The sequence below is a fragment of the Sphingomonas morindae genome (assembly GCF_023822065.1).
Lineage (GTDB): Bacteria > Pseudomonadota > Alphaproteobacteria > Sphingomonadales > Sphingomonadaceae > Solisphingomonas > Solisphingomonas morindae.
This window is the reverse complement of the sequence record NZ_CP084930.1, coordinates 1,662,174-1,684,286: the sequence shown is the minus strand read 5'-3', so window position 1 is coordinate 1,684,286 and position 22,113 is coordinate 1,662,174. Positions and strand designations below refer to the sequence as shown.

The 22,113-nt window shown below is 71.2% G+C and carries 20 protein-coding genes; 12 read left to right on the top strand and 8 right to left on the bottom strand.

Annotated features, from left to right (window positions below; translation table 11 throughout):
• Positions 1-91: 91 nt before the first annotated feature.
• On the top strand, positions 92-373 hold the full coding sequence (locus LHA26_RS08170) for a hypothetical protein (protein WP_252168217.1): 282 nt from the start codon (positions 92-94) through the stop codon (positions 371-373).
• Here LHA26_RS08170 and LHA26_RS08165 read toward each other — a convergent pair.
• Positions 312-1,211: a YihY/virulence factor BrkB family protein gene (locus tag LHA26_RS08165; protein WP_252168216.1), complete on the bottom strand. Its 900-nt coding sequence runs from the start codon at positions 1,209-1,211 to the stop codon at positions 312-314. The two genes, LHA26_RS08170 and LHA26_RS08165, sit on opposite strands and share 62 nt — an antisense overlap.
• A 218-nt stretch (positions 1,212-1,429) precedes the next feature.
• Here LHA26_RS08165 and LHA26_RS08160 point away from each other — a divergent pair, with 218 nt between their 5' ends.
• Both LHA26_RS08160 and LHA26_RS08155 read left to right on the top strand, forming a co-directional pair.
• Entirely contained in the window at positions 1,430-3,508 is a 2,079-nt protein-coding gene (locus LHA26_RS08160; RefSeq protein WP_252168215.1) for an autotransporter assembly complex protein TamA, read from the top strand.
• Entirely contained in the window at positions 3,508-7,728 is a 4,221-nt protein-coding gene (locus tag LHA26_RS08155) for a translocation/assembly module TamB domain-containing protein (RefSeq protein ID WP_252168214.1), read from the top strand. Before LHA26_RS08160 ends, LHA26_RS08155 begins: the two co-directional genes overlap by 1 nt.
• 54 nt (positions 7,729-7,782) lie before the next feature.
• Here LHA26_RS08155 and LHA26_RS08150 read toward each other — a convergent pair whose 3' ends face one another.
• Both LHA26_RS08150 and LHA26_RS08145 read right to left on the bottom strand, forming a co-directional pair.
• Complete coding sequence (locus tag LHA26_RS08150; protein ID WP_252168213.1) at positions 7,783-8,481, bottom strand: endonuclease/exonuclease/phosphatase family protein; 699 nt, start codon at positions 8,479-8,481, stop codon at positions 7,783-7,785.
• The gene (locus LHA26_RS08145) at positions 8,478-8,705 is read right to left on the bottom strand and encodes a hypothetical protein (RefSeq protein ID WP_252168212.1); all 228 of its coding nucleotides are present in this window, start codon (positions 8,703-8,705) and stop codon (positions 8,478-8,480) included. Before LHA26_RS08145 ends, LHA26_RS08150 begins: the two co-directional genes overlap by 4 nt.
• A 73-nt stretch (positions 8,706-8,778) precedes the next feature.
• Between LHA26_RS08145 and LHA26_RS08140 the strand changes: the two genes are divergently transcribed.
• Complete coding sequence (locus tag LHA26_RS08140) at positions 8,779-9,156, top strand: hypothetical protein (RefSeq protein WP_252168211.1); 378 nt, start codon at positions 8,779-8,781, stop codon at positions 9,154-9,156.
• 6 nt (positions 9,157-9,162) lie between these two features.
• On the opposite strand, the gene LHA26_RS08135 is transcribed toward LHA26_RS08140, so the two are convergent.
• On the bottom strand, positions 9,163-10,617 hold the full coding sequence (locus tag LHA26_RS08135; RefSeq protein ID WP_252168210.1) for a helicase HerA domain-containing protein: 1,455 nt from the start codon (positions 10,615-10,617) through the stop codon (positions 9,163-9,165).
• Between the two features lie 139 nt (positions 10,618-10,756).
• Here LHA26_RS08135 and LHA26_RS08130 point away from each other — a divergent pair, with 139 nt between their 5' ends.
• Both LHA26_RS08130 and LHA26_RS08125 read left to right on the top strand, forming a co-directional pair.
• Positions 10,757-12,121, top strand: a complete 1,365-nt coding sequence (locus tag LHA26_RS08130) for a sugar porter family MFS transporter (RefSeq protein WP_252168209.1) — start codon at positions 10,757-10,759, stop codon at positions 12,119-12,121.
• A gap of 128 nt (positions 12,122-12,249) precedes the next feature.
• Positions 12,250-12,876 carry a class I SAM-dependent methyltransferase gene (locus LHA26_RS08125; protein WP_252168208.1) on the top strand — a complete coding sequence of 209 codons (627 nt, stop codon included), beginning with the start codon at positions 12,250-12,252 and terminating at the stop codon, positions 12,874-12,876.
• 10 nt (positions 12,877-12,886) lie between these two features.
• On the opposite strand, the gene LHA26_RS08120 is transcribed toward LHA26_RS08125, so the two are convergent.
• Positions 12,887-14,056: a phospholipase D-like domain-containing protein gene (locus LHA26_RS08120; RefSeq protein WP_252168207.1), complete on the bottom strand. Its 1,170-nt coding sequence runs from the start codon at positions 14,054-14,056 to the stop codon at positions 12,887-12,889.
• A 122-nt stretch (positions 14,057-14,178) separates the two neighbouring features.
• Here LHA26_RS08120 and rpoZ point away from each other — a divergent pair, with 122 nt between their 5' ends.
• The gene (gene rpoZ / locus LHA26_RS08115; protein WP_252168206.1) at positions 14,179-14,520 is read left to right on the top strand and encodes a DNA-directed RNA polymerase subunit omega; all 342 of its coding nucleotides are present in this window, start codon (positions 14,179-14,181) and stop codon (positions 14,518-14,520) included.
• Between the two features lie 48 nt (positions 14,521-14,568).
• On the opposite strand, the gene LHA26_RS08110 is transcribed toward rpoZ, so the two are convergent.
• A complete protein-coding gene (locus LHA26_RS08110) occupies positions 14,569-15,024 on the bottom strand; it encodes a winged helix-turn-helix transcriptional regulator (RefSeq protein WP_252168205.1) in 456 nt (151 codons plus the stop codon).
• A 159-nt stretch (positions 15,025-15,183) separates the two neighbouring features.
• Here LHA26_RS08110 and LHA26_RS08105 point away from each other — a divergent pair, with 159 nt between their 5' ends.
• The 5 genes from LHA26_RS08105 to LHA26_RS08085 all read left to right on the top strand — a co-directional run bounded on the left by LHA26_RS08105 (position 15,184) and on the right by LHA26_RS08085 (position 20,930).
• Positions 15,184-17,325: a RelA/SpoT family protein gene (locus LHA26_RS08105; protein ID WP_252168204.1), complete on the top strand. Its 2,142-nt coding sequence runs from the start codon at positions 15,184-15,186 to the stop codon at positions 17,323-17,325.
• A gap of 92 nt (positions 17,326-17,417) precedes the next feature.
• Positions 17,418-18,908 (top strand): glucose-6-phosphate dehydrogenase, encoded by a 1,491-nt coding sequence (gene zwf, locus LHA26_RS08100; protein ID WP_252168203.1) that lies wholly within the window; start codon positions 17,418-17,420, stop codon positions 18,906-18,908.
• The gene (gene pgl, locus LHA26_RS08095; RefSeq protein ID WP_252168202.1) at positions 18,901-19,599 is read left to right on the top strand and encodes a 6-phosphogluconolactonase; all 699 of its coding nucleotides are present in this window, start codon (positions 18,901-18,903) and stop codon (positions 19,597-19,599) included. Before zwf ends, pgl begins: the two co-directional genes overlap by 8 nt.
• A gap of 33 nt (positions 19,600-19,632) precedes the next feature.
• Positions 19,633-20,625 carry a cation diffusion facilitator family transporter gene (locus LHA26_RS08090; protein WP_252168201.1) on the top strand — a complete coding sequence of 331 codons (993 nt, stop codon included), beginning with the start codon at positions 19,633-19,635 and terminating at the stop codon, positions 20,623-20,625.
• Positions 20,622-20,930 (top strand): DUF952 domain-containing protein, encoded by a 309-nt coding sequence (locus LHA26_RS08085; protein WP_252168200.1) that lies wholly within the window; start codon positions 20,622-20,624, stop codon positions 20,928-20,930. Before LHA26_RS08090 ends, LHA26_RS08085 begins: the two co-directional genes overlap by 4 nt.
• A gap of 15 nt (positions 20,931-20,945) precedes the next feature.
• Here LHA26_RS08085 and gloB read toward each other — a convergent pair whose 3' ends face one another.
• Together gloB and LHA26_RS08075 are read right to left on the bottom strand one after the other, a co-directional pair.
• A complete protein-coding gene (gene gloB / locus LHA26_RS08080) occupies positions 20,946-21,677 on the bottom strand; it encodes a hydroxyacylglutathione hydrolase (protein WP_252168199.1) in 732 nt (243 codons plus the stop codon).
• A gap of 7 nt (positions 21,678-21,684) precedes the next feature.
• On the bottom strand, positions 21,685-22,104 hold the full coding sequence (locus tag LHA26_RS08075; protein WP_252168198.1) for a VOC family protein: 420 nt from the start codon (positions 22,102-22,104) through the stop codon (positions 21,685-21,687).
• Positions 22,105-22,113 lie beyond the last annotated feature (9 nt).

Below are 22,113 nucleotides of genomic sequence, written 5' to 3'. Positions count from 1 at the left end.
CGGTTGAAGGCCGCGCCGCGTCTCTGCATAGGCTGTGGCCGGAACCGGAGCGGCGCCGCGCGCGTCTGGGCGGCCAGCCAGGGAGATGATGATGCTCGGTACGTTCACGGGATCGATGGTGGCGACATTGGTGCGCGAGGCCACCGGCGCGCCGCCGGCCGGTCCGCTCGCCACCGCGCTGATCGGCAGCGGCGCCTCGCTGGTGATGCAGCGCGGCCGCCGCCCGGTGGGGCTCGCGCTGCTGCTCGCCGGCGGCGTGGTGCTGTGGCGCGAGGCCGCCGCCGCGCGGCCGCGCACGGCGCGCGTCAAGGTCAGGCCGGCGACGCGGCGGCCGGCGCCCGGTCTTCCGGCCGCCAGCGACGCGGCGGCGTGACCACGGCGTTGATCGTGGCGCCGAGCAGGATCGCATAGGACGAGACCCACAGCCACATCAGCAACACCACCACCGCCGAGAGCGAGCCATAGGTGGCGTTGTAATTGCCGAAACGCGAGACATAGAAGCCGAGGCCGAGCGTGGCGCCCAGCCAGAGCAGCGTGGCCATGCCCGAGCCGAGGCTGAGCCAGCGCCACCCCGCCGGCGGATGCGCCGGTCCAAGCCGATAGGCGCCGCCGATCGCCGCGCTGGCGAGCAGCGCCGCCACCGTCCAGGTGCCGATCTGGATCAGCAGCGCCGCCACCGGGCCGAGAAAGGCCGCGATCGTCTCGACCCAGGCTAGGATGGTGGCCGCGAACAGCCCGGCCACGGCGGCGGCGACCGCGCCCAGGATGATCGCGAAGGAGATCAGCGTCGAGCGGACGATCGAGCGATCCTCCTCCTGGCGATAGATGACGTTGAGCGCGGCCATGATGGCGGTGGAGGCGCGGGTGGCGCCGTAGAAGGCGAAGAAGAGCGCCACGATCAGCCCGAAGCCGGTCTTGCTCGCCGAGGTGGTGACGACGGCGACCAGCTGGTCGAGGATCAGCTTGGCGGCATCGCGCGGCACAAGCTTGACGATGGTGCGGATATGATCCGCCACCGTCGCCGGATCGGCGATCAGGCCGTAGGTGAGGATCACCGCCGCCAGCAGTGGCACCAGCGAGAGGAAGCAGTAGAAGGCGACCCCGGCCGCCATCAGCCCGATATTCTCGCTGTTCATCCGCGTCCACAGCGCGCCCAGCAAATGGCGGGCGCGCGCTAGCCGCGTGGCGTGATCGGACGTGTCGGACGTCATGCAAGGCTCCCCTGTCTGGCGCTGCACCAACACCTGGAGGCCGGCTCGTGTCCCGCGCTGACGCAGAATGTGGCGGAACCGGCCTCGCGCGCGGGACGTTGGCTCGGAAAAGGGGGGCCTGTGCGCCCGGTCATCGGGGAACAGGTTTGCTGCCACGCCATCGCGCCGGAGATTTGGGGAAGGCGACGCGCCGCCGCCTCTGCTGCGGTGTCGCGGCCTTGAGCGGCGCCGCGCTGCTCGCTTCTTCCGCGCCGGCCGCCCCGCCCCCACCCAGCCCGCCCCAGGCGGTCGATCCCGTCGGCGATCCGCAGTTCGACGCCGCGCTGCCGCCGCTCGATGCCGTCCAGGCGCCGCCGGCCGAGGTCCAGCCGATGGCGGGGCAGGCCGCGCCCGCCGCCCCCGAAACGCCCGCGCCCGTGGCGGCCCCGGCCACCAGCCTCGCGGCGACGCCGCCGGCCGCGCAGCCCGCCAATGATCCCGCGCTGGCCGAGCCGCTGCCGCCGCTCGCGGGCTTCGATCCCAACCCGGACACCAGCAAGGCCAAGGTGCCGACCAGCCAGGCGGCCCGGCTGCGCTACACCAGCCAGATCGAGGGGCTGAAGGCGATCGGTCTGGAGGATGAGTTCCGCCAGCGCTCCGCGCTCGGCAAGGGGACGAAAAAGGCCGCCAACGCCGCGCAGGTCGCCGCCCGCGCCGCCGAGGATGTCGCGCTGGCCGAGCGGCTGATGAAATCGGCCGGCTATTATGACGGCACCGCCTCCTCCACCGTGCTGCCCGTGCCCAACCAGGCCGGGCTCGTGGCGGTGACGATCAGCGCCACGCCGGGCGTGCGCTATGCCTATGGCAGCATCACCATCGCCGGCGCCCCGCCCGAGCCGACCCGGATCGCGCGCGGCGCGCTGCCGCTGAAGCCGGGCGATCCGATCGAGGCGGCGGCCACGCTCGCCGCCGAGGCCAATGTCGCGCTGGTGCTGCCGCAACAGGGCTATCCCTTCGCCAAGACGGGCGACCGGACGATCCTGCTCGATCCCGACCAGCACAAGGGCGATTACAGCCTGCCGCTCACCGCCGGGCCGCGCGCGCGCTTCGGCGGCCTGCGCACCAAGGGCGATCCCGTGTTCGGGCTGGATCATCTCGCCGTCTTCCCCCGCTTCGAGCGCGGCCAGCGCTACGACAGCCGGCTCACCGAGGATCTGCGCGAGGCGCTGGTCGGCACCAGCCTCTTCTCCTCGGTGGCGGTGGAGCCGGTGGATACCGGCCAGACCGACCCGAGCGGCGACAGCATCGTCGATCTGCTGGTGACGCAGAATCGCGGCCCCGCGCGGGCGCTGTCGGGCTCGGCCGGCTATGGCACGGGCGAGGGCGTCAAGGCCGAGGCGAACTGGACGCACCGCAACCTCTTCCCGCCCGAGGGCGCGCTCTCGGTGGGGGTCATCGGCGGCACGCTGCAACAGGGGGCGAATGTCAGCTTCATCCGCTCCAATGCCGGGCAGCGCGATCGCACCTTCACCGTCACGGGCGGGTTCAACCGCTCCAATTTCGATGCCTATGAGGCCAAGACGATCAACCTCGCCGCCACGCTGTCGCGGCAGAGCACGCCGATCTGGCAGAAGCGCTGGACCTGGTCGGTGGGCGCGGAGCTGGTCGGCACCAACGAACAGGGCGCCGCGCTCAACGCCACCGACGATCGCCCGCGCCGCAATTACCTGATCGGCGCGCTGCCGAGCCAGATCCAATATGACCGGTCGGATAGCCTGCTCAATCCCACGCGCGGCTTCCGCCTGCTCGCGCGGGTGAGCCCGGAGGCCTCGCTGCGCAGCGGCGTCCACGGCTATGGCCGGCTGCTCGGCGAGGGCACCGCCTATATGCCGCTGGGCAGCGCGATCGTGCTCGCCGGCCGGGTGCGCGTGGCCTCGATCGTCGGGGCGACGCTGGAGGATATCGCGCCCTCCCGCCGCCTCTATTCGGGCGGCGGCGGATCGGTGCGCGGCTATGGCTTCCAGCAGCTCGGCCCGAAGGATCCGCAGAACAACCCGATCGGCGGCCGCAGCCAGACCGAGTTCGCCACCGAGGTCCGCTACCGTTTCGGCAATTTCGGGATCGTGCCCTTTTTCGATGGCGGCCGGGTGAGCGAAAGCTCCAAGCCCGGGCTTTCGGACATGCGCTACGGCGCCGGCATCGGCGCGCGCTACTATACCAATTTCGGCCCGCTCCGACTTGACGTGGCGACCCCGATCAACCGTCAGCCCGGCGACAGCCGCATCACCCTCTACATTTCGATCGGACAGGCTTTCTGATGGCGACCGCGCCCGACGCCCCGGCGCCCGCGCGCCGCCCGCTCGCGCCCCGCATCGCCAAGGGCGTGGGCATCGCGCTCGCCGCGCTGGTGGCGCTGGCGGCGGCGCTGATGCTGTTCCTCAACACCGGGCCGGGCAAGCGCTTCATCGGCACGCGGCTGGCGGGCTATACCACGGCCTCGGGCATCACGCTGCGCGTCGCCCAAATCGACGGCTCCATCTATTCGCGCTTCACGCTGCGCGGGCTCGAGGTCAGCGATCCGCGCGGCGTGTTCCTCACCGCCCCCGCGATCACGATCGACTGGCGGCCCTTCGCCTATCTCCATTCCAAGATCGATCTGCGTTCGGTGGAGGCGGGGCTGATCACGCTGCGGCGCCTGCCCCAGCTCAAGCCCACGCCGAGCGATCCCAACGCACCCACCATTCCGGACATCGACCTCAGCCTCGGCCGGCTCGCCATCGATCGCTTCGTGATCGAGCCGGCGGTGGACGGCAAGCGCCACATCGTGCGGCTGGCCGGCACCGCCGCCATCGCCGACCGGCGCGCGCAGATCGCCGCCGATGGCGCCGCCATCGCCGCGCCCGGCGTGGCGGGCGGGGACCGGCTGCGGCTGCGGCTGGACGCGGTGCCCGATGCCAACCGGCTCGGGCTCGATGTCAAGCTCCAGGCGCCGGCGGGCGGTCTGGTGGACAGCTACGCGCATCTCGGCCGTCCGCTCGCGCTGTCGATCGACGGCCGGGGCGATTGGGCCGCCTGGCGCGGCCGGGCGATCGCCGGGCTGGGCGGACAGCCGCTGATGAATCTCGGCCTGACGGCGCAGAATGGCCGCTTCCACGCGCTGGGCGCGGTGCGGCCGGGGATGATGCTGACCGGCCCCGCCGCGCGGCTGACCGAGCCGCAGATCGCGGTGGACGCCACCGCCACGCTCGACCAGCGCCGCGCCGATACGCGCATCGCGCTGCATTCGTCCGCCTTCGCCGCCGAAGCCGCGGGCCTGCTGGATTTCGCCCAGAGCCGCTTCGGCCGGTTCCGCATCAAGGCCCGGCTGCTCACCCCCGGCGCGATCCTGCCCAATCTCGCGGGCCGCGACATCGCGCTCGGCGCGACGCTGGACGGCGCCTTCGCGCGCCCGGCGATCGACTATGCGCTGAGCGCCGGCAGCATCGCCTTCGGCACGACCGGCGTCGAGGGGCTCAGCGCCAGCGGCAAGGCGGTGATCAACGCCGATCGCATCCTGGTGCCCGTCCATGCCGCGGCGCGCCGCATCACCGGGCTCAACGCGGCGGCCGGCGGGCTCGTCACCAACATCCGCATCGACGGCGACATCGCCTATCAGAACAGCCAGATCTTCTCCGACAATCTGAAGCTGCGCTCGGACCGGATCGACGCCACCGCGCTGGTGCTCGCCGATCTCAAGACGGGCACCTATACGGGCGCGCTCAAGGGCCGGGTGAATGATTACGCCGTCAACGGGCTCGGCCGGATCAACCTCGTCACCGACGCGCGGCTCGTGACGGCGCCGGGCGGCGGCTTCGGGATCAAGGGCCGGGTGCGCGTCGTCACCCGCAAGATCACCAACGCCACGCTCGCCCAGCAGCTGGGCGGCAATGCCGTGATCACCGCCGATATCGGCTATGATCCCCGGCGCGGCGCGACGCTGGCCAATTTGCGGCTGAACGCGCCCGATTTCCACATCACGCGCGGCGACGGCGCCTATAATCTCGCCAGCGGCGCGCTCCGCTTCTCGGGCGCGGGCGCCTCGCGCACCTATGGCCCCTTCACGCTGGACGCGACCGGCACCATCGCCAACCCCCATGTCGTGCTGCGCGCGGCGCGGCCGGGCGTGGGGATCGGCCTGGCCGGGCTCACCGCCACGGTCGAGGGCAGCCGCGCCGGCTATGAGATCCGCGCCAACGGCCAGTCCGACTATGGGGCGTTCACCGCCAATGCGCTGGTGCGCGCCGGCCAAGGGCCGCTCGCGATCGATCTGCGGCAGCTGCTGATCGCCGGCATCACCGCGCGCGGCCAGATCGTGCAGAGCGCGGCGGGGCCGTTCGCGGGAACGCTGTTCATCGCCGGATCGGGATTGAACGGCCAGGTGCGGCTCGCCGCCGCCGGCGCCAACCAGCGCGCCGATATCGCGCTCCGCGCCGCCGGCGCGCGCCTGCCGGGGCCGGGCGGACAGCCGGTGACGATCGGCTCGGGGCTGGTCAATGCCAGCGTCGTGCTGCTGCCCGCCGGGCCTTCGGCCACCGGATCGCTCGCGCTGGTCGATCTGCGGACCGGCACGACGCTGGTGCGCGATGCGCGCGCGCGCTTCCGCTATGCCGCCGGCAGCGGCACGGTGGCGCTGACCGCGCGCGGCAGCGCGGGCGTGCCCTTCGACATCGCCGCCCAGGCGCAGCTGAGCCCGCAGCGCATCCTCGCCAATCTGCGCGGCTCGGCCAACGGCATCGCCTTCCGCCTCGCCCAGCCCGCCGTCGCGACGCGTCAGGGCAGCGCCTATCTGCTCGCCCCGGCGACAATCGTGCTGCCGCAGGGCCAGATCACCGTCTCGGGCCGCTATGGCGACACCATCCAGGCCCATGCCGCGATGCAGGGCATGGACCTGTCGATCGCCCAGGCCTTCGCCCCCACGCTCGGCATCGGCGGCAAGGCGACGGGCACGTTCGATCTCGCCATGGCCGGCGCCGCCGCCGTGCCGACCGCGCGCGCGCGGATCGACATTGCCGGCTTCACCCGCACGGGCGCGTTGACCGTGTCCGATCCGGTGGACGTGGCGCTGCTGGCGACGCTCGATCCCGCACAGGGCGGACAGGCGGCGGCGCTGCTGCGGCGCGGCGGCACCATTCTCGGCCGGGTGAAGGCGCGGCTGGCGCCGATTCCCGGCGGCAGCGCGGGCTGGACCACAAGGCTGATGCAGGCGCCGCTTTCCGGCGGCATCCGCTACAATGGCCCGGCCGAGGTGCTGTGGACGCTGACCGGCATCGCCGGCCAGACCGTGGCCGGCCCGATCGCGATCGGCGCCGATTTCGGCGGGCGGCTGGATCAGCCGCGCCTGGTCGGCGTGGTGCGCGCCAACCAGCTCCGCTACGAGAACCAGACCTATGGCACGACCGTGTCCGACATCCAGCTGGACGGTCGCTTCACGCAGAGCCAGTTCGTGCTCAACCGGCTGCAGGGCAAGGCGGGCGATGGCAGCGTGCAGGCGCGCGGCGCGGTCGGCATCGATGCCGCCGGCGGCTTCCCGATCAACGTCACCGCGACGCTCGACAATGCCCAGCTCGCCGACAGCGACGCCGCCGCCGCGCGGGTGAGCGGGAGCATCGCCGTCACCAATTCGCGCGCGGCGGGCGGCCTCATCAAGGGCGATCTGCGGCTGGCCGAGGTGCGCTACCAGATCGTGCGCCAGGGCGCCGCCGAAGTGCCCGAGCTGACCGGCGTGCGCCGCAAGGGCGATGCGCCCGCCAGCCCCGCCGCCGCCGCCGGCCCAGCGCCGAGCAACTGGAAGCTCGATCTCCATGTCCGCGGCGACAACCAGATCTTCGTGCAGGGCATGGGGCTGGACAGCGAATGGTCGACCGACATGCGCGTCGGCGGCACCACCGGCGCGCCGGTGGTGACGGGCAAGCTGCAGGTGGTGCGCGGCAGCTACAGCTTCGCCGGACGGCGGCTGACGCTGGCGGACACGTCCACCGTCACCTTCCATGGCCCGCTGCTCGATCCCGAGCTTAACATCACCGCCGACACCACGGTGCAGGGCGTGACCGCTTCGATCAACATCGGCGGCACGGCGCAGCGCCCGCGCATCACCTTCACCTCGACCCCGACGCTGCCGCAGGACGAGGTGCTGTCGCGGCTGCTGTTCGGCACCTCGGTGACGTCGCTCACGCCCACCCAGGCGCTTCAGCTCGCCGCCGCGCTCAACTCGCTGCGCGGCTCGGGCGGGGGCGGGCTCAATCCGCTGGGCAAGCTGCGCGGCGCCTCGGGCCTCGACAATCTCTCGGTGCTCGGCGCCGACAAGACGACCGGGCGCGGCACCGCGCTCTCGGCCGGGAAATATATCTCGAACAACATCTATGTGCAGGTGATCTCGGATACGCGCGGCTTCACCCAGACCCAGCTGACGATCGCGCTGTCGCGCGCGCTCAGCCTGCTCAGCCAGGCGGGCGGCTATCTCGGGCCGAGCGTCAGCCTGCGCTATTCCAAGCAATATTGAGGAGCGCGCCGCCGCCGCCGGTCCAGCCGGGCGGCGGCGGCGGCGGGCCGGTGCTCAGCGCGGCGCCAGCGTCGCCCAGATCGGCAGATGATCGGAGGCCCGCGCCGCCAGCGCGGTGCGGTGGACGCCGCAATCCAGCACGCTGAGATCGGGCGTGGTCATGATGCGATCGAGCCGCGCCACCGGCCGGCGCGCGTGGAAGCTGGCGGGCGTGGGCGCGAAGTGGAAATGATCGGTGAAATCGCGCAGGCAGCCGCCGGCCAGGCTCCACTCGTTGAGATCGCCCATCAGCACGGTGGGCAGCGGCGCGGCACAGGCCTCGACATGGCCGATCACCGCGCGCGCCTGGCGCCGCCGCCACAGGCCCGAGAGATCCAGATGCATGCCCACCACCCGCAGCGCGAGCCCGTGCACCGCCAGCTCCGCCATCACCGCGCCGCGCGGCTCGAGCACCGGCAGATCGAGCGGACGGAAGCTCAGGATCTCGACGCGCGAGCGGACCAGCACGGCATTGCCGTGCCAGCCCAGGCCGCCCGGGCGGATGTCATAGGGCACGGGCCGCCAGCCGCACTGGCCGAGCAGCTCGAAGGGCAGCGCCGAGAGCCGCGCGCCGAGCCGGCGATCGGCCTCCTGCAGCACGACAATGTCGGCATCAAGCTCGGCCAGCACGGCGAGGATGCGCTCCGGCCGGCGCTGGCGATCGGTGCCGACCGCCTTGCGGATATTGTAGCTGACGACCTTGACCGGGGTCATGGATCGCGCCGGTCCCGGCCACGCCGGCCGACCAGCAGCCAGCCCGCGGCGGCGACGGCGGCGCCCAGCGCGAGCGCGGTCAGCGCGCTATTGTCCGTCGCCGCGCGGGTTACCGCGATCGCGGCGCGCCGGCCGAGATCGCGTCCGCCGGCGATCGCCGCGCGTGCCCGGGCGCGTCGGGGCGATGCGGCCGCCGCGTCCGTCTCCGCCGTGTCGTCCGTCATCCGCGCTCCTTTCCTGCCTTGTACCGCTCGCTCGCGCGTTTATCGCAGACCCACGCCATAGGAGGATCGATCCGTGCGTTCCATAGCCGCCTGCGCCGCCGCCCTGCTGCTCAGCGCGCCCGCGCTTGCCGCGCCGCCACCGCGTCCCAACGCCTTCAACGCGCAGCTGCGCGCGCTCTCGCCGGCCGACCGTGCCGGCGCGCTGCGTCGCGCGGTGACGCTGGCGAACCAGCGCTGCGGCCGACTCGCGCAGAGCGTGGATCGCGGCCAATATGGCAATCTCGGCTTCTGGCAGGTGCGCTGCGTGCCGGGCGGCGACTATGCCGTCTTCACCGGGCCGGACGGATCGGTGCAGGTGCGGGGCTGCGCCGACATGGCGGCGCTCAAGCTGCCCGCCTGCGTGGCGATGAAGCCCGAACCCGCGCCGCCGCCCGCGCCGCGCCGGCGCTGATCACGCTCAGGCGACCGCCGTCGTCCAGCCGAGCGCCGGCAGGGCGATGGCGCGGCCGCCGCGCAGATCGGTGCGCGTCACGATCGCGCCCTGGCCCTCGAGATAGGCGAGCAGCCGCCGCAGCCGCCCGGTGGAATGGGTGCCATAGACGCGCGCCAGCGCCTCGTCGCTCGGCGTCGGCTGGTTCTCGAGCGCGGCGCGGGCGATGGTGAGGAACACGCCGCGCGCGTCCTCGGGCAGGAGATCGGCCTCGCGCGCCGCCTCGGCGATGGCGTCGCCTTCGGCGATCCCCTCGAACAGGCCGGCGCGGGCGAGCGACAGGCGGGTGCGGAAGCCGGCGAGATCGAGCCCCGGATCGGCGAGGCCGCGCATCCGGCAGCGCACGCCGAAATCCTGGAACAGCATGGCGGCGGGGCGGAAGCTTTCGCCCTCGTCGGCGATCAGCTCGGCGAGGCAGGTGGCGACGATCGCGCGCGCCTGATCGGGCGCGGGTTCGGGTCGGCCGGCGCGCGCGGGCTCCTCCTCGCGCACCTCTATGCTGCGCAGCAATTCGTCCATGCTCGGGCGCGGCGCGGCGGGCGGCGGCGCGGGGCGCGGCTCGGCCGGCTCGTCGAACTGGAAGAGCAGCGCCTGCGCCGCCTCGCGCGGGGCCTGGGGCAGCGGCATCAGCTTGGGCGAGGCGCTGCGCGCGGCGGTTTCCACCGGGCCGATGCGGATCGGCAGGGGGCGCCGCGCCAAGGCCGGGCCGAGCGCCACGAAATGGCCGCGCGCGAGATCGCGGAACTGCTCGGCCTGGCGCCGCTCCAGCCCCAGAAGATCGGCCGCGCGGGCCATGTCAATATCGAGGAAGGTGCGGCCCATGAGGAAGTTGGAGGCTTCGGCCGCGACATTCTTGGCGAGCTTGGCGAGCCGCTGCGTGGCGATCACCCCGGCCAGGCCGCGCTTGCGCCCGCGGCACATCAGGTTGGTCATCGCGCCCAGCGAGAGACGGCGCACCTCGTCCGATACCTCGCCGGCGACGGCGGGGGCGAAGAGCTGCGCCTCGTCCACCACCACCAGCGCGGGGAACCAATGATCGCGCGGCGCATCGAACAGCGTGTTGAGGAAGGTGGCGGCGGCGCGCATCTGCCCCTCGGCATCGAGCCCCTCCAGGCTCAGCACCACCGAGACGCGATGCTCGCGGATGCGCTCGGCGACGCGGCGCAGCTCGGCCTCGCTATGCGCGCCGCCATCCACCGCGACATGGCCGAAGCGATCCGCCAGCGTGACGAAATCGCCTTCGGGATCGATCACCACCTGCTGCACCCAGGGCGCGCTGCCTTCGAGCAGGCGGCGCAGCAGATGCGACTTGCCCGAGCCCGAATTGCCCTGGACGAGCAGACGGGTGGCGAGCAGTTCCTCGAGATCCACGGCGGCGGCGGCCCCGTCCGGCCCGGTGCCCATATCGACGGCGACGGTCATGGCGCCGATGTGGCGCCATCGCCGCCGCACCGCAACCGGCGCGCGCGCTTTATCCACAAGCGCATGGTGGAAGGGGGTGCTGGCGGGACCCGCCGCTTGGCCCTATGGCTTCCAGAATTCAGGGTGAGACGGAGACGGCATGGCGACCACCGATAGCGCAGGCGGGGCATCGCCCTCGCTGCTCCAGCCGGGCCTCGCCGCCTGCATCGCCACCGCCGCGCTCGCCGGCCTGCTGTTCGGCTTCGATACCGCGGTGATCTCCGGCACCACCGAGGCGCTGACCCGCGCCTATGCGCTGAGCCCCACCTGGCTCGGCATCACCGTTTCGGCGGCGCTGTGGGGCACGCTGGCGGGCGCGCTGCTCGCCGGCAAGCCGGGCGACCGCTATGGCAGCCGCGATACGCTGCGCGTGCTCGCGCTCTTCTACGTGATCGCCGGCATCGGCAGCGCGCTCGCCTGGAACTGGGGCGCGCTGGTGGGCTTCCGCCTGCTGTGCGGCCTGGCGGTGGGCGGCTCCTCGGTGCTGGCGCCCGTCTACATCTCCGAGATCGCGCCGCCGGCGCGGCGCGGCACGCTGGTGGCCATGTTCCAGTTCAACGTCATCCTCGGCATCCTCGTCGCCTATGTCTCGAACGCGGTGATCGCGGGGCTGGATCCGGGCGAGGCCGCGTGGCGCTGGAAGCTGGGCGTGGCGGCGGCGCCCGCGCTGCTCTTCCTGCTGCTGCTCTTCCGCATCCCGCATTCGCCGCGCTGGCTGGTGGCGCAGGGCCGCCCCGAGGAGGCGCGCGCGGCGTTCCGCTATATCGGCCTGGGCGACGAGGCCGCGCGCGCGGAAATTGCGGCGGCGGCGCGCGACGCGGGCGGCGCGGCGGGCGCGGGCCGGCTCTCGTGGCGGCGGCACGCCCGGCCGATCCTGCTCGCCATCCTCGTCGCGGGCTTCAACCAGCTCTCGGGCATCAACGCCTTCCTCTATTATCTGAACGACATATTCGCGCGTTCGCACAGCCCGCTCTCGCCCGATCTCCAGGCGATCATCATCGGCGTGGTCAACATGGTGTTCACGCTGCTGGGCATGGCGCTGATCGACCGGCTGGGCCGCAAGACGCTGCTGCTGATCGGATCGGCCGGCATGGCGGCGTCGCTCACCATCGGCGGCCTCTCGCTGATCGGGGTGCTGCCCTCGGGGCTGGTGCTGTTCGCGCTGATCGGCTTCATCCTCTTCTTCGCCCCCAGCACGGGCGCGGTGATCTGGGTCTATATCTCGGAAATCTTCCCGACCGAGGTGCGCGCGCGCGGCGCGGCGATCGGCGCCTCCACCCATTGGGGCGCCAATGCCGTGATCGCCGCCATCTTCCCGCCGATCGCGGCCTGGTCGGCCGGCGCGCCCTTCTTCTTCTTCGCCGCCTGCATGGTGGTGCAGCTGGTGGTGGTGGCGCTGGTCTTCCCCGAGACCAAGGGCGTGCCGCTGGAGGAGATGGAACGCCGCCTCGGCGCCGCCGGTTGAGCGCCGAAGGCCGCGACGCGGCGCGGGCGATGCGACTCATTTCCCCGTTCGGCCGTTCTGGCCGCTTGCGTTCGGGCGCGCACCGCGCCAACGCTGTGGCGAGGGCCGAGCCCCTGAGTGGAGACAGCATGACCGGATTTCCCGCCGAGCGCACCGCCGACCGTTCCCGCCGCGTGCGCCGCGCGCCGCATCCGATGGCGATGTTCTTTCGCGGCTTCCTGAAACATCCCGTGATGGTCGGCTCGATCATCCCGTCGTCGCGCACGCTGATCGACCGGATGCTGGCGCCGGTGGACTGGGCCGCGACCAAGGTGTTCGTGGAATATGGGCCGGGCGTGGGCACCTTCACCCGCCCGATCCTGGACCGGCTGGCGCCCGACGCGACGCTGATCACCATCGATACCAATCCGGAATTCTGCGACTATCTGAAGCGCTCGATCTCGGATTCGCGGCTCCACATCGTCCATGGCTCGGCCGCCGATATCGGCACGGTGCTGGAACGGCTGGGCTTCGACCATGCCGATTACGTGATTTCCGGCCTGCCCTTCTCGACCCTGCCGCCGGGCGTGGGGCCCGCCATCGCCAAGGCCACCGCCGATGCGCTGAAGCCGGGCGGCGCCTTTCTGGTGTACCAGTTCCATCCCAAGGTGCGCGGCATCATCGCCCCCTATTTCGACCGGGTGGACCATGCCTTTGAGTGGCGGAACGTGCCGCCCGCGCAGCTCTGGTGGTTCCGCCGCGACGCGGTGGCCTGATCCGCGCGGCTCAATCGGCGATCGCGTCGCTGCCGGCGGCCAGGTTGAGCCGCCGGGTGACGGTGAAATCCACGATCGCGACGAGAAAATAGGCGAAGGACCAGCGCAGCCGCGTCCACCAGCCGGCGCGGGCGCGCAGCAGATCCAGCCGCGCCTCGCGGCTCGCCGCCACCTCGCCATCGACATAGCCGCGCAGATGCGCCGCGAGCGCGCCATCCTCGATGCGCAGCATCAGCTCGCAATTGAGATAGAGGCTGCGCATGTCGCAATTGGCCGAGCCGAGATAGACGATGTCGTCGATCACGAAGAGCTTGGTGTGGAGCCGCGCCGGCTGATATTCGAACACCCGCGCGCCGCGCCGGAGCAGCCGCCGATAGGTGTGGCGCGCCGCCGCGATGGTGGTGGCGTTGTCGGATCGCGCGGCGGTGACGATCCGCACCGCGCCATGCCGCCGCGCCAGCCGGCCGATCCGGCGCAACAGGCCGAAATTGGGTGCGAAATAGGCGGCGATCAGATCCAGTCGCCGGCCGTGCTGAATATCGTGCGCCACCGCGCGCGCCCAGGGGCTGAGCCGGCGCGTGGGGCCGCCCATCACCCAACGCACCCGGCCGCGCCGCTGGCTGTAGCGGCGGATGATGCGCCGCAGCCGGCCGATCGGCGCCCGCGGCAGCGCCGCCCAGCCGAACACCGCATCGAAATAGCGGGCGAGGTAGCGCACCGGCCGGCCGGCGACGACCGCACCGAAATCGCGCCAGCCATCCGCCTCCGGCCCGGCGAAATAGGCATCGGCGATGTTGAATCCGCCGATCAGCGCTTGGGCCTCGTCCGCGATCGCCATCTTCTGGTGGTTGCGCAGCAGATAGCGGCGGCCGAAGCGCGGCAGGAAGCGGCAGATGCGGCCGCCCGCCGCCTGGAGCGGCGCGAAGAAATCGTCCGCCGTGTCGGCGCTGCCGAACCCGTCCACCAGCAACCACACCCGCACCCCGCGCGCGGCGGCAGCGATCAGCGCGTCGCGCACGGCGATGCCCGTGCCGTCATCGGCATAGATATAATAGAGGAGCCGGAGCGTCCGCCGCGCGCCCGCGATCAGCGCCAGCAGCGCCGCGCGCTGCGCCTCGGCCTGGGCGAGCAGGCGGAGATCGGTGCCATCGATGGCGAAGCGGGGGCCGTCCATGGTCATGGCCCTGCTCTGCCCGGCCCCCGCCCGGCATGGCAAGGCCAGGCTATTCTTGACTCGCGCCGCCCCTGCCTCTAATCGGCTGGGCTTTCCGACAGCCCTGCTGCCAAGACAACGGAGCCCCCATGGCGCGCGTCACCGTCGAGGATTGCGTCGACAAGATTTCGAACCGCTTCGATCTGGTGCTGCTCGCGGCCCACCGCGCGCGCCAGATTTCCGGCGGCGCGGAGCTTACCATCGATCGCGATCGCGATAAAAACCCGGTGGTCGCGCTGCGCGAGATCGCCGACCAGACGATCACCCCCGAGATGCTGTCCGAATCGGCCGTGTCGGGCCTGCAGCGCGTCCGCATCGACGAGGATGACGCGGTCGACGAGATGGGCTCGCTCGCCCAGTCGGCCGAGGCGCTGCGCCTCACCGCCGCCGCCCCGGCGCGCAACCAGAATGTCGGCCCCGATTACGAATAAGCGCTGATCCGGCGCGCCTCGCCCGTCCGGGCGGCGCGCCGGCGTCGATCAGGCGGCGGACGCCTCGGCGAGCGGCTGGACGGCTTCGGCCGGCTCCCAATGCATATCGCCCAGGCCCAGCACGCGGCCGTCATGCGCGTGGACGCGCACCTCGGCGATCGGCCGATTGTCGCGATCGTCCACCAGCCGCGCCTTGGGCGGCTGCTCGCAGCCCCAGCGATCGCCCCATTGGCGCAGCGCCACCACCGCCGGCAGCAGCGCCTCGCCCTTGGGGGTGAGCCGATATTCGACGCGGCGCCGGTCATCGAGGCAGGGCAGCCGCTCGAGAATGCCATGTTCCACCAGCCGCGCGAGGCGGTTGGCGAGCACGTTGCGGGCGATCCCGAGCACCGACTGGAACTGCTCGAAATGGCGGGCGCCGTTGAAGGCGCCGCGGAGGATCAGAAAGGACCAGCGCTCGCCCACCGCCTCCAGGGCGGCGTCGAGATTGCAGCCGGCAACCATCCGGCGAAGGCGTTCCGTATCTTCCACAGTGAGACTATCCGCTGCTTTGCAGATTGAATCCAGACGAGTCTGCAACAGCATCGACGAAAATCGAATGACTGTGTTCCAAACGCGCCTTGCCGCTTGCCATCCGCGCTTCAGCCGCCACATCCTGCCCCGGTGTTGAGACAATATGAGCTTGTCGAGCGGGTGCGCCGCTACGACCCCGATGCGGACGAGGAACTGCTCGACCGCGCCTATGTGTTTTCGATGAAGGCGCATGGCAATCAGAAGCGCGCGTCCGGCGATCCCTATTTCAGCCATCCGATCGAGGTGGCGGGCATCCTGACCGATCTGCACCTCGACGATCAGACGATCGCCACCGCCATCCTCCACGATACGATCGAGGATACGGTGGCGACCTATGACGAGATCGAGCGTCTGTTCGGGACGCAGGTGGCGCGGATGGTGGATGGCGTCACCAAGCTGAGCAAGATCGAGGCCCAGTCCGAAAGCCAGCGCGCCGCCGAGAATCTGCGCAAATTCCTGCTCGCCATGTCGGACGACATCCGCGTGCTGCTGGTCAAGCTGGCCGACCGGCTGCACAATATGCGCACGCTCCGGCACATCCCCAATCCCGACAAGCGCCGCCGCATCGCCCGCGAGACGATGGAGATCTACGCGCCGCTCGCCGAGCGCATCGGCATGTACGAGTTCATGAAGGAGATGCAGACGCTCGCCTTCCGCGAGCTTGAGCCCGAAGCCTATGAATCGATCACCAAGCGGCTGGAGCAGATGCGCGAGGGCGATAGCGGCGATCGCGTCGCGCGGATCGCCTCGGGCCTGACGCTGCTGCTCGGCCGCCACGGCATCCAGGCCGAGGTGACGGGGCGCGAGAAACATCCCTATTCGATCTGGCGCAAGATGACCGAGCGCCACATCAGCTTCGAGCAGCTATCGGACGTGATGGCGTTCCGCGCGGTGGTGGCGGATACCGAGCAATGCTATCGCGCGCTGGGCCTGATCCACCAGCGCTGGCCGATGGTGCCGGGCCGGTTCAAGGATTATGTCTCCACCCCCAAGCGCAACGGCTATCGCTCGCTGCACACCACCGTCATCCACAATGAGAAGGCGCGGGTGGAGATCCAGATCCGCTCGGAGGCGATGCACGCCCAGGCCGAATTCGGCTACGCCGCGCACTGGGCCTATAAATCGGGCACGCCCGCCGATACGGGCGGGCGCAAGGTCAGCTGGATCCGCGATCTGGTCGAGATTCTCGACACCGCCGAGAGCGCGGAGGAGCTGCTCGAACATACCCGCATGGCGATGTACCAGGATCGCATCTTCGCCTTCACGCCGAGCGGCGAGCTGATCCAGCTGCCCAAGGGGGCGACGCCGATCGACTTCGCCTATGCCGTGCATACCGATCTCGGCAACCAGGCGGTCGGCGCCAAGGTCAATGGCCGGCTGGTGCCGCTGCGCACGCCGATCGCCAATGGCGATCAGGTGCAGATCCTCAAATCGGCGGCGCAGAGCCCGCAGCCGGAATGGCTCAACTTCGTCGTCACCGCCAAGGCGCGCGCCTCGCTGCGCCGCTATGTGCGCAACAAGGAACGCGACGAGACGATCGCGCTGGGCCGAAAATTCTACGAGGAGATCGTCGCGCGCCTGCCCGCGCCGGTGCGGCCCGAGGCGCTGGGCGAGGCGCTGAAGCGGCTGCATCTGCCGAGCGAGGAGGCGCTGATGGAGGCGATCGCGCGGCGCAGCATCGATGATGCGGCGGTGGCGGACGCGCTGATGCCCGGCGTGGCCGCCGCCAGCGCACCGCCGCCGCGCGCGCTGCCGCACCGCGACGCCGTCTCGATCAAGGGGCTCACCCCCGGCGTCGCCTTCCGCCTCGCCGCCTGCTGCCACCCGGTGCCGGGCGACCGCATCGTCGGCCTGCGCCGGCCCGACGCGCCGGTGGAGGTGCACGCCATCGACTGCGCGACGCTGGCGGCGCAGGGCGATGCCGATTGGGTGGATCTAGCCTGGGGCGACGCCTCGGACGGGGGCACCGCGCGCCTGTCCGTCATCCTGCGCAACGAGCCCGGCGCGCTCGGCGTGATGGCCGGCATCCTCGGCGCGCACGCCGCCAATATCCTCAACCTCTCGCTCACCCACCGCGATGCGAGCTTCCACACCTTCCATGTCGATCTCGAGGTGCGCGACCTGGCGCATCTGATGCGCATCCTGGCGGCGCTGCGCGCGGCCGACGCAGTGTCCTCGGCCGAGCGCGTGCGGCGCGGCGAGGAGGAGGAAGCGCGCTGGGAGGCGGCCTGAGCGCCGCCGATCCCCCCCATCCACCACGACGGCGCTGGCCTTACCGCGCGCTTTGCGCCAAAGCCTGCCGCGCCAGCGATTAGGGAGTCGTCATGATCGAAAATCCCCGCCCTCAGCCCGGCGCCGTTCTGCCGGCGAGCCGGCTCTTGCTGTTCGGCGCCACCGGCGATCTCGCCCAGCGCATGCTCATCCCTTCGCTCTTCGCGCTGCATGCCGAGGGGCTGATCGCGCCCGAGCTGCGCATCGTCGGCACCGCGCGCTCCGAACTCGATGACGAGGGCTTCCGCCAGGTCGCGGCCAAGGCCCTGGAGACGCATCTTTCCGCCGACGCGCGCAATCCGGACGCGATTCCCGGCTTTCTCGAGCGGCTGAAATATGTGCCGCTCGATGCCTCGCGCCCGGAAAGCTTCAGCGCGCTCTCGCAGCCGCTCGGCGTCGAGCACGACCAGCCGATCGCCATCTATCTCTCGACCGCGCCCTCGCTGTTCGGCTCGACCATCGCCGGCCTCAAGCTGGCCGGGCTCGATGGACCCAATGTGCGGATCGGGCTGGAGAAGCCGCTGGGCCATGATCTCGCCAGCTCGGCCGTGATCAACGATGCCGTGGCCGCCGCCTATCCCGAGGAGCGGACCTTCCGGATCGATCATTATCTCGGCAAGGAGACGGTGCAGAACCTGCTCGCGCTGCGCTTCGGCAACCGCATGTTCGAGCCCCTGTGGAACGCCGAGGCGATCGAGCATGTCCAGATCACCGTCTCGGAGACGGTCGGGCTGGAGGGGCGCGTCTCCTATTATGACGGCGTCGGCGCGCTGCGCGACATGGTCCAGAACCATATGCTGCAGCTGCTCGCGCTGGTCGCCATGGAGCCGCCGGCGCGGTTCGGTCCGCGCTCGGTGCGCGACGAGAAGCTCAAGGTGCTGCGCTCGCTCCGCCCGATCGACCGGGCGACGGTGGCGAGCCACACCGTCACCGGCCAATATGCCGAGGGTGCCGTGGGCGGCCGCGCGGTGCCGGGCTATATCGACGAACTCGGCCGCGCCTCCAACACCGAGACCTTCGTTGCGCTCAAGGCGCATGTCGATAATTGGCGCTGGCACGGCGTGCCCTTCTATCTGCGCACCGGCAAGCGGCTGCCCAACCGCCACTCGGAAATCTACATCCAGTTCCGCGAGGTGCCGCACTCGATCTTCGGCAGCCGCGGCGCGGTGCTGCAATCCAACAAGCTGCTGATCCGCATTCAGCCCGAGGAATCGATCCGGCTGCTGGTGATGGCCAAGGAGCCGGGGCTGGACCGCGAAGGCATCCGCCTGCGGGAGGTGCCGCTCGATCTGTCGCTCACCACGGCCTTTGCCGGCTTCCGCCGCCGCATCGCCTATGAGCGGCTGCTGCTCGACCTGATCGAGGGCGATCCGACGCTGTTCGTGCGCCGCGACGAGGTGGAGGCGCAATGGCAGTGGATCGACGCGATCCGCGACGGCTGGGATGCCGCCCATGTCGTGCCGCGTCCCTATGCGGCGGGAACCTGGGGGCCCTCGGCGGCGATTGCATTGACCGAACGCGACGGAGTGACCTGGCATGATTGAGGCCGAGTGGTGGGATTATGACACGGCCGAGGAACTGGCCGAGGCGGTGGCCGGCGATATCGGCTTCATCATCGAGAGCGCGATCGACGCGCGCGGCGATTGCGTGCTGGCGCTGCCCGGGGGCAAATCGCCCATCCCCGTCTTCGAGAAGCTGAAGACGCAGAAATTCCCGTGGAAGCGCGTGACGATCGTGCCGGGCGACGATCGCCTCGTCGCGGTCGACGATCCGCTCAGCAATGCCGGGCTGCTCGCCCGCCATTTCCTGCCGCTCGGCGCGCGCGTGGTGCCGCTGGCGAGCGAGAAGCTGGGCGTGCGACAGGCCGGCGAGGCCGCCGACGCGCGGCTTTCCGATCTGCACTGGCCGCTCGATCTCGTCTGGCTCGGCATGGGCACCAACGGCCATACCGCTTCGATCTTCCACGGACCCGATTATGACGAGGCGCTGGGCAGCAAGAAGCGCGCGATCGGCCTGACCCCCGATCCGCTGCCGCCCGAGGCGCCGGTGGCGCGGGTGACGCTGACCCGCAGCGCGATCGTGCAGGCGCGCACCATCCTCGTCACCATCGATGGCGCGGAAAAGAAGCGCGTGCTGGAGGAGGCGCTGGCGCAGGGCGAGGCCTCGGAATGGCCGATCGGCCGCGTCCTCGCCGAGGCCGAGCAGGCGATCGACATCCATTGGCGCCGCGCATGACGCCGGCGGCGCGGCGCGGCTGAGGCGAGGCTGGTGGCCGACTCCGCCCCGCGCGGCGCCGCTCCCCATGGGCATGGCCATGCGCACGGCCATGGCCATGGCCATGCGCACGGGCACGGGCACGGGCACGGGCACGGCGCGGGCGGCCATCACGATCATGCCGCCGGCGCCAGCGCGGGCCGCATCAGGATCGCGCTGGGGCTGACGCTCACCATTCTGGTGGCCGAACTGATCGGCGCGTTCCGCTTCGGCAGCCTCGCCTTGCTCTCCGATGCCGCGCACATGCTCACCGATGTCGCGGCGCTGGCGATCTCGCTGGTCGCGCTCAAGATCGCCGCCAAGCCGGCGGACGATCGGCGCACCTTCGGCTATCGCCGCTTCGAGATCCTGGCCGCCGCCTTCAATGCGGTGCTGCTCTTCCTCGCCGCCGGCGTGGTGCTGGTGGAGGGCGTGCGCCGCATCCTCGCGCCCGAGCCGGTGGCGTCGCTCGGCATGCTCGGCGTCGCGCTGGTCGGCCTGGTCGCCAATATCGTGGCGCTGGCGGTGCTGACCGGCGGCCGCGGCGAGAGCATGACGGTGCGCGGCGCCTATCTGGAGGTCTGGGCCGATGCGCTCGGCTCGATCGGGGTCATCGCCGGCGCGCTCCTCATCCATCTCACCGGCCGGGCCTGGATCGATCCGGTGGTGGCGATCGCGATCGCCTTCTGGGTGCTGCCCCGCACCTGGACGCTGCTGCGCGACACGACTCAGGTGCTGCTGGAAGGCGTGCCGCGCCGGCTTTCGCTGGCCGAGGTGCGCGAGGCGCTGATCGCGGCGCCTGGCGTTTGCGGCGTGCATGATCTGCATCTCTGGTCGCTCTCCGGCGAGGATGCGAGCCTCACCGCGCATATCGAGGTCGAGTCCGCCGGCAGCGCCGAGCCGGTGCGCGCGGCGCTCACCGCGATGCTGGCGGAACGCTTCGCGGTACGGCATGTCACGCTTCAGACCGAAACCGGCCCCTGTGGCGAAGGGCATCTGCACCCATGAGCAAACGCGCCTACAAAATCCTCACCGCCGGCCAATGGGCCGCCTGGCAGGCGACGGGCCTGTTCACCGGCGCGCCGATCGATCTCGAGGATGGCTATATCCACCTCTCCGCCGCCGATCAGGTCGCGGCGACGCACGAGAAATATTTCGCGGGGCTGCTCGAGCTGGTGCTGGTCGAGGTCGATCTGGACCGCCTCGGCGATACAGTGCGCTGGGAACCCGCGCGCGGCGGCGCGCTCTTCCCCCATGTCTATGGCACCATCCCGCTCGACGCGGTGACGGCGGCCCGCCCGATCGACGAGTGACCGCCGCCGCCCCGCTCAGCCGCTGAACCCGTCCTTGGCGGCGCGCCGCGCGGCGAGGCTCGCCACATCGGGCGCGCGCAGAAAAGGGTTGGTCTCATGCTCGGCGCCGATCGTGCTCGGCAGGGTCGGCCGGCCCTCGGCGCGCATCTTCTCCACCGCCGCGAGCCGGCTGCGGATGGCGACATTGTCGGGCTCGACCGTCGCCGCGAACCGGCCATTGGCAAGCGTATATTCGTGACCGCAATAGACGCGCGTCGCCGCCGGCAGCGCGCGCAGCTTGGCGAGCGCGGCGAACATATCGGCCGCATCGCCCTCGAACAGCCGGCCGCAGCCCATGGCGAACAGCGTATCGCCGGTGAAGACCGCCTGATCGGCCGGCAGATGAAAGGCGATATGGCCGGCGGTGTGCGCGCCGACCGCCAGCACCCGCGCCTCGCGCGCGCCCAGCGTGACGAGATCGCCCTCGCGCACCAGCCGGTCGAGCGTCCCGATCCGCTCCGCCTCGGCGGCGGGACCGGTGATGCGGGCGCCCGTCGCCGCCTTGATCGCCGCGTTGCCGCCGACATGATCCTTGTGCCAGTGGGTGTTCCACACCTGGCTGATCCGCCAGCCGCGCCGCTCGGCCTCGGCCAGCACGGGCGGCCCCACGCCCGGATCCACCGCCACCGTCTCCCCGCTGTCCGGATCGTGCATCAGCCAGATATAATTGTCCGCGAGCACGGGCACGGCGATGATCTCGACCTGCATCGCCGCCTCACCAGGCGCCGCTATTGGGCATGGACAGCCAGGGCTCGGCCGGCGGCAGCGCCGCGCCCGCCTGGAGCAGCTCGATCGAGATCGCGTCGGGCGTGCGGACAAAGGCCATGCGCCCGTCGCGCGGGGGGCGGGCGATGGTGATCCCCGCCGCCATCAGCCGCGCGCAGACTTGGTAGATATCGTCCACCTGATAGGCGAGATGGCCGAAATTGCGGCCGCCGGGATAATCGCCCGCATGATCCCAATTATGGGTCAGCTCGACCTGCGCCGCCTCGTCGCCGGGCGCGGCGAGGAAGACAAGCGTGTAGCGGCCCTGCGCATTGTCGCTGCGGCGCAGCTCGACCAGCCCGAGCAGGGCGAAGAAGCGGAGCGTCGCCTCGAGATCGGAGACGCGGATCATCGTGTGGAGATATTTCATGACCCGGCC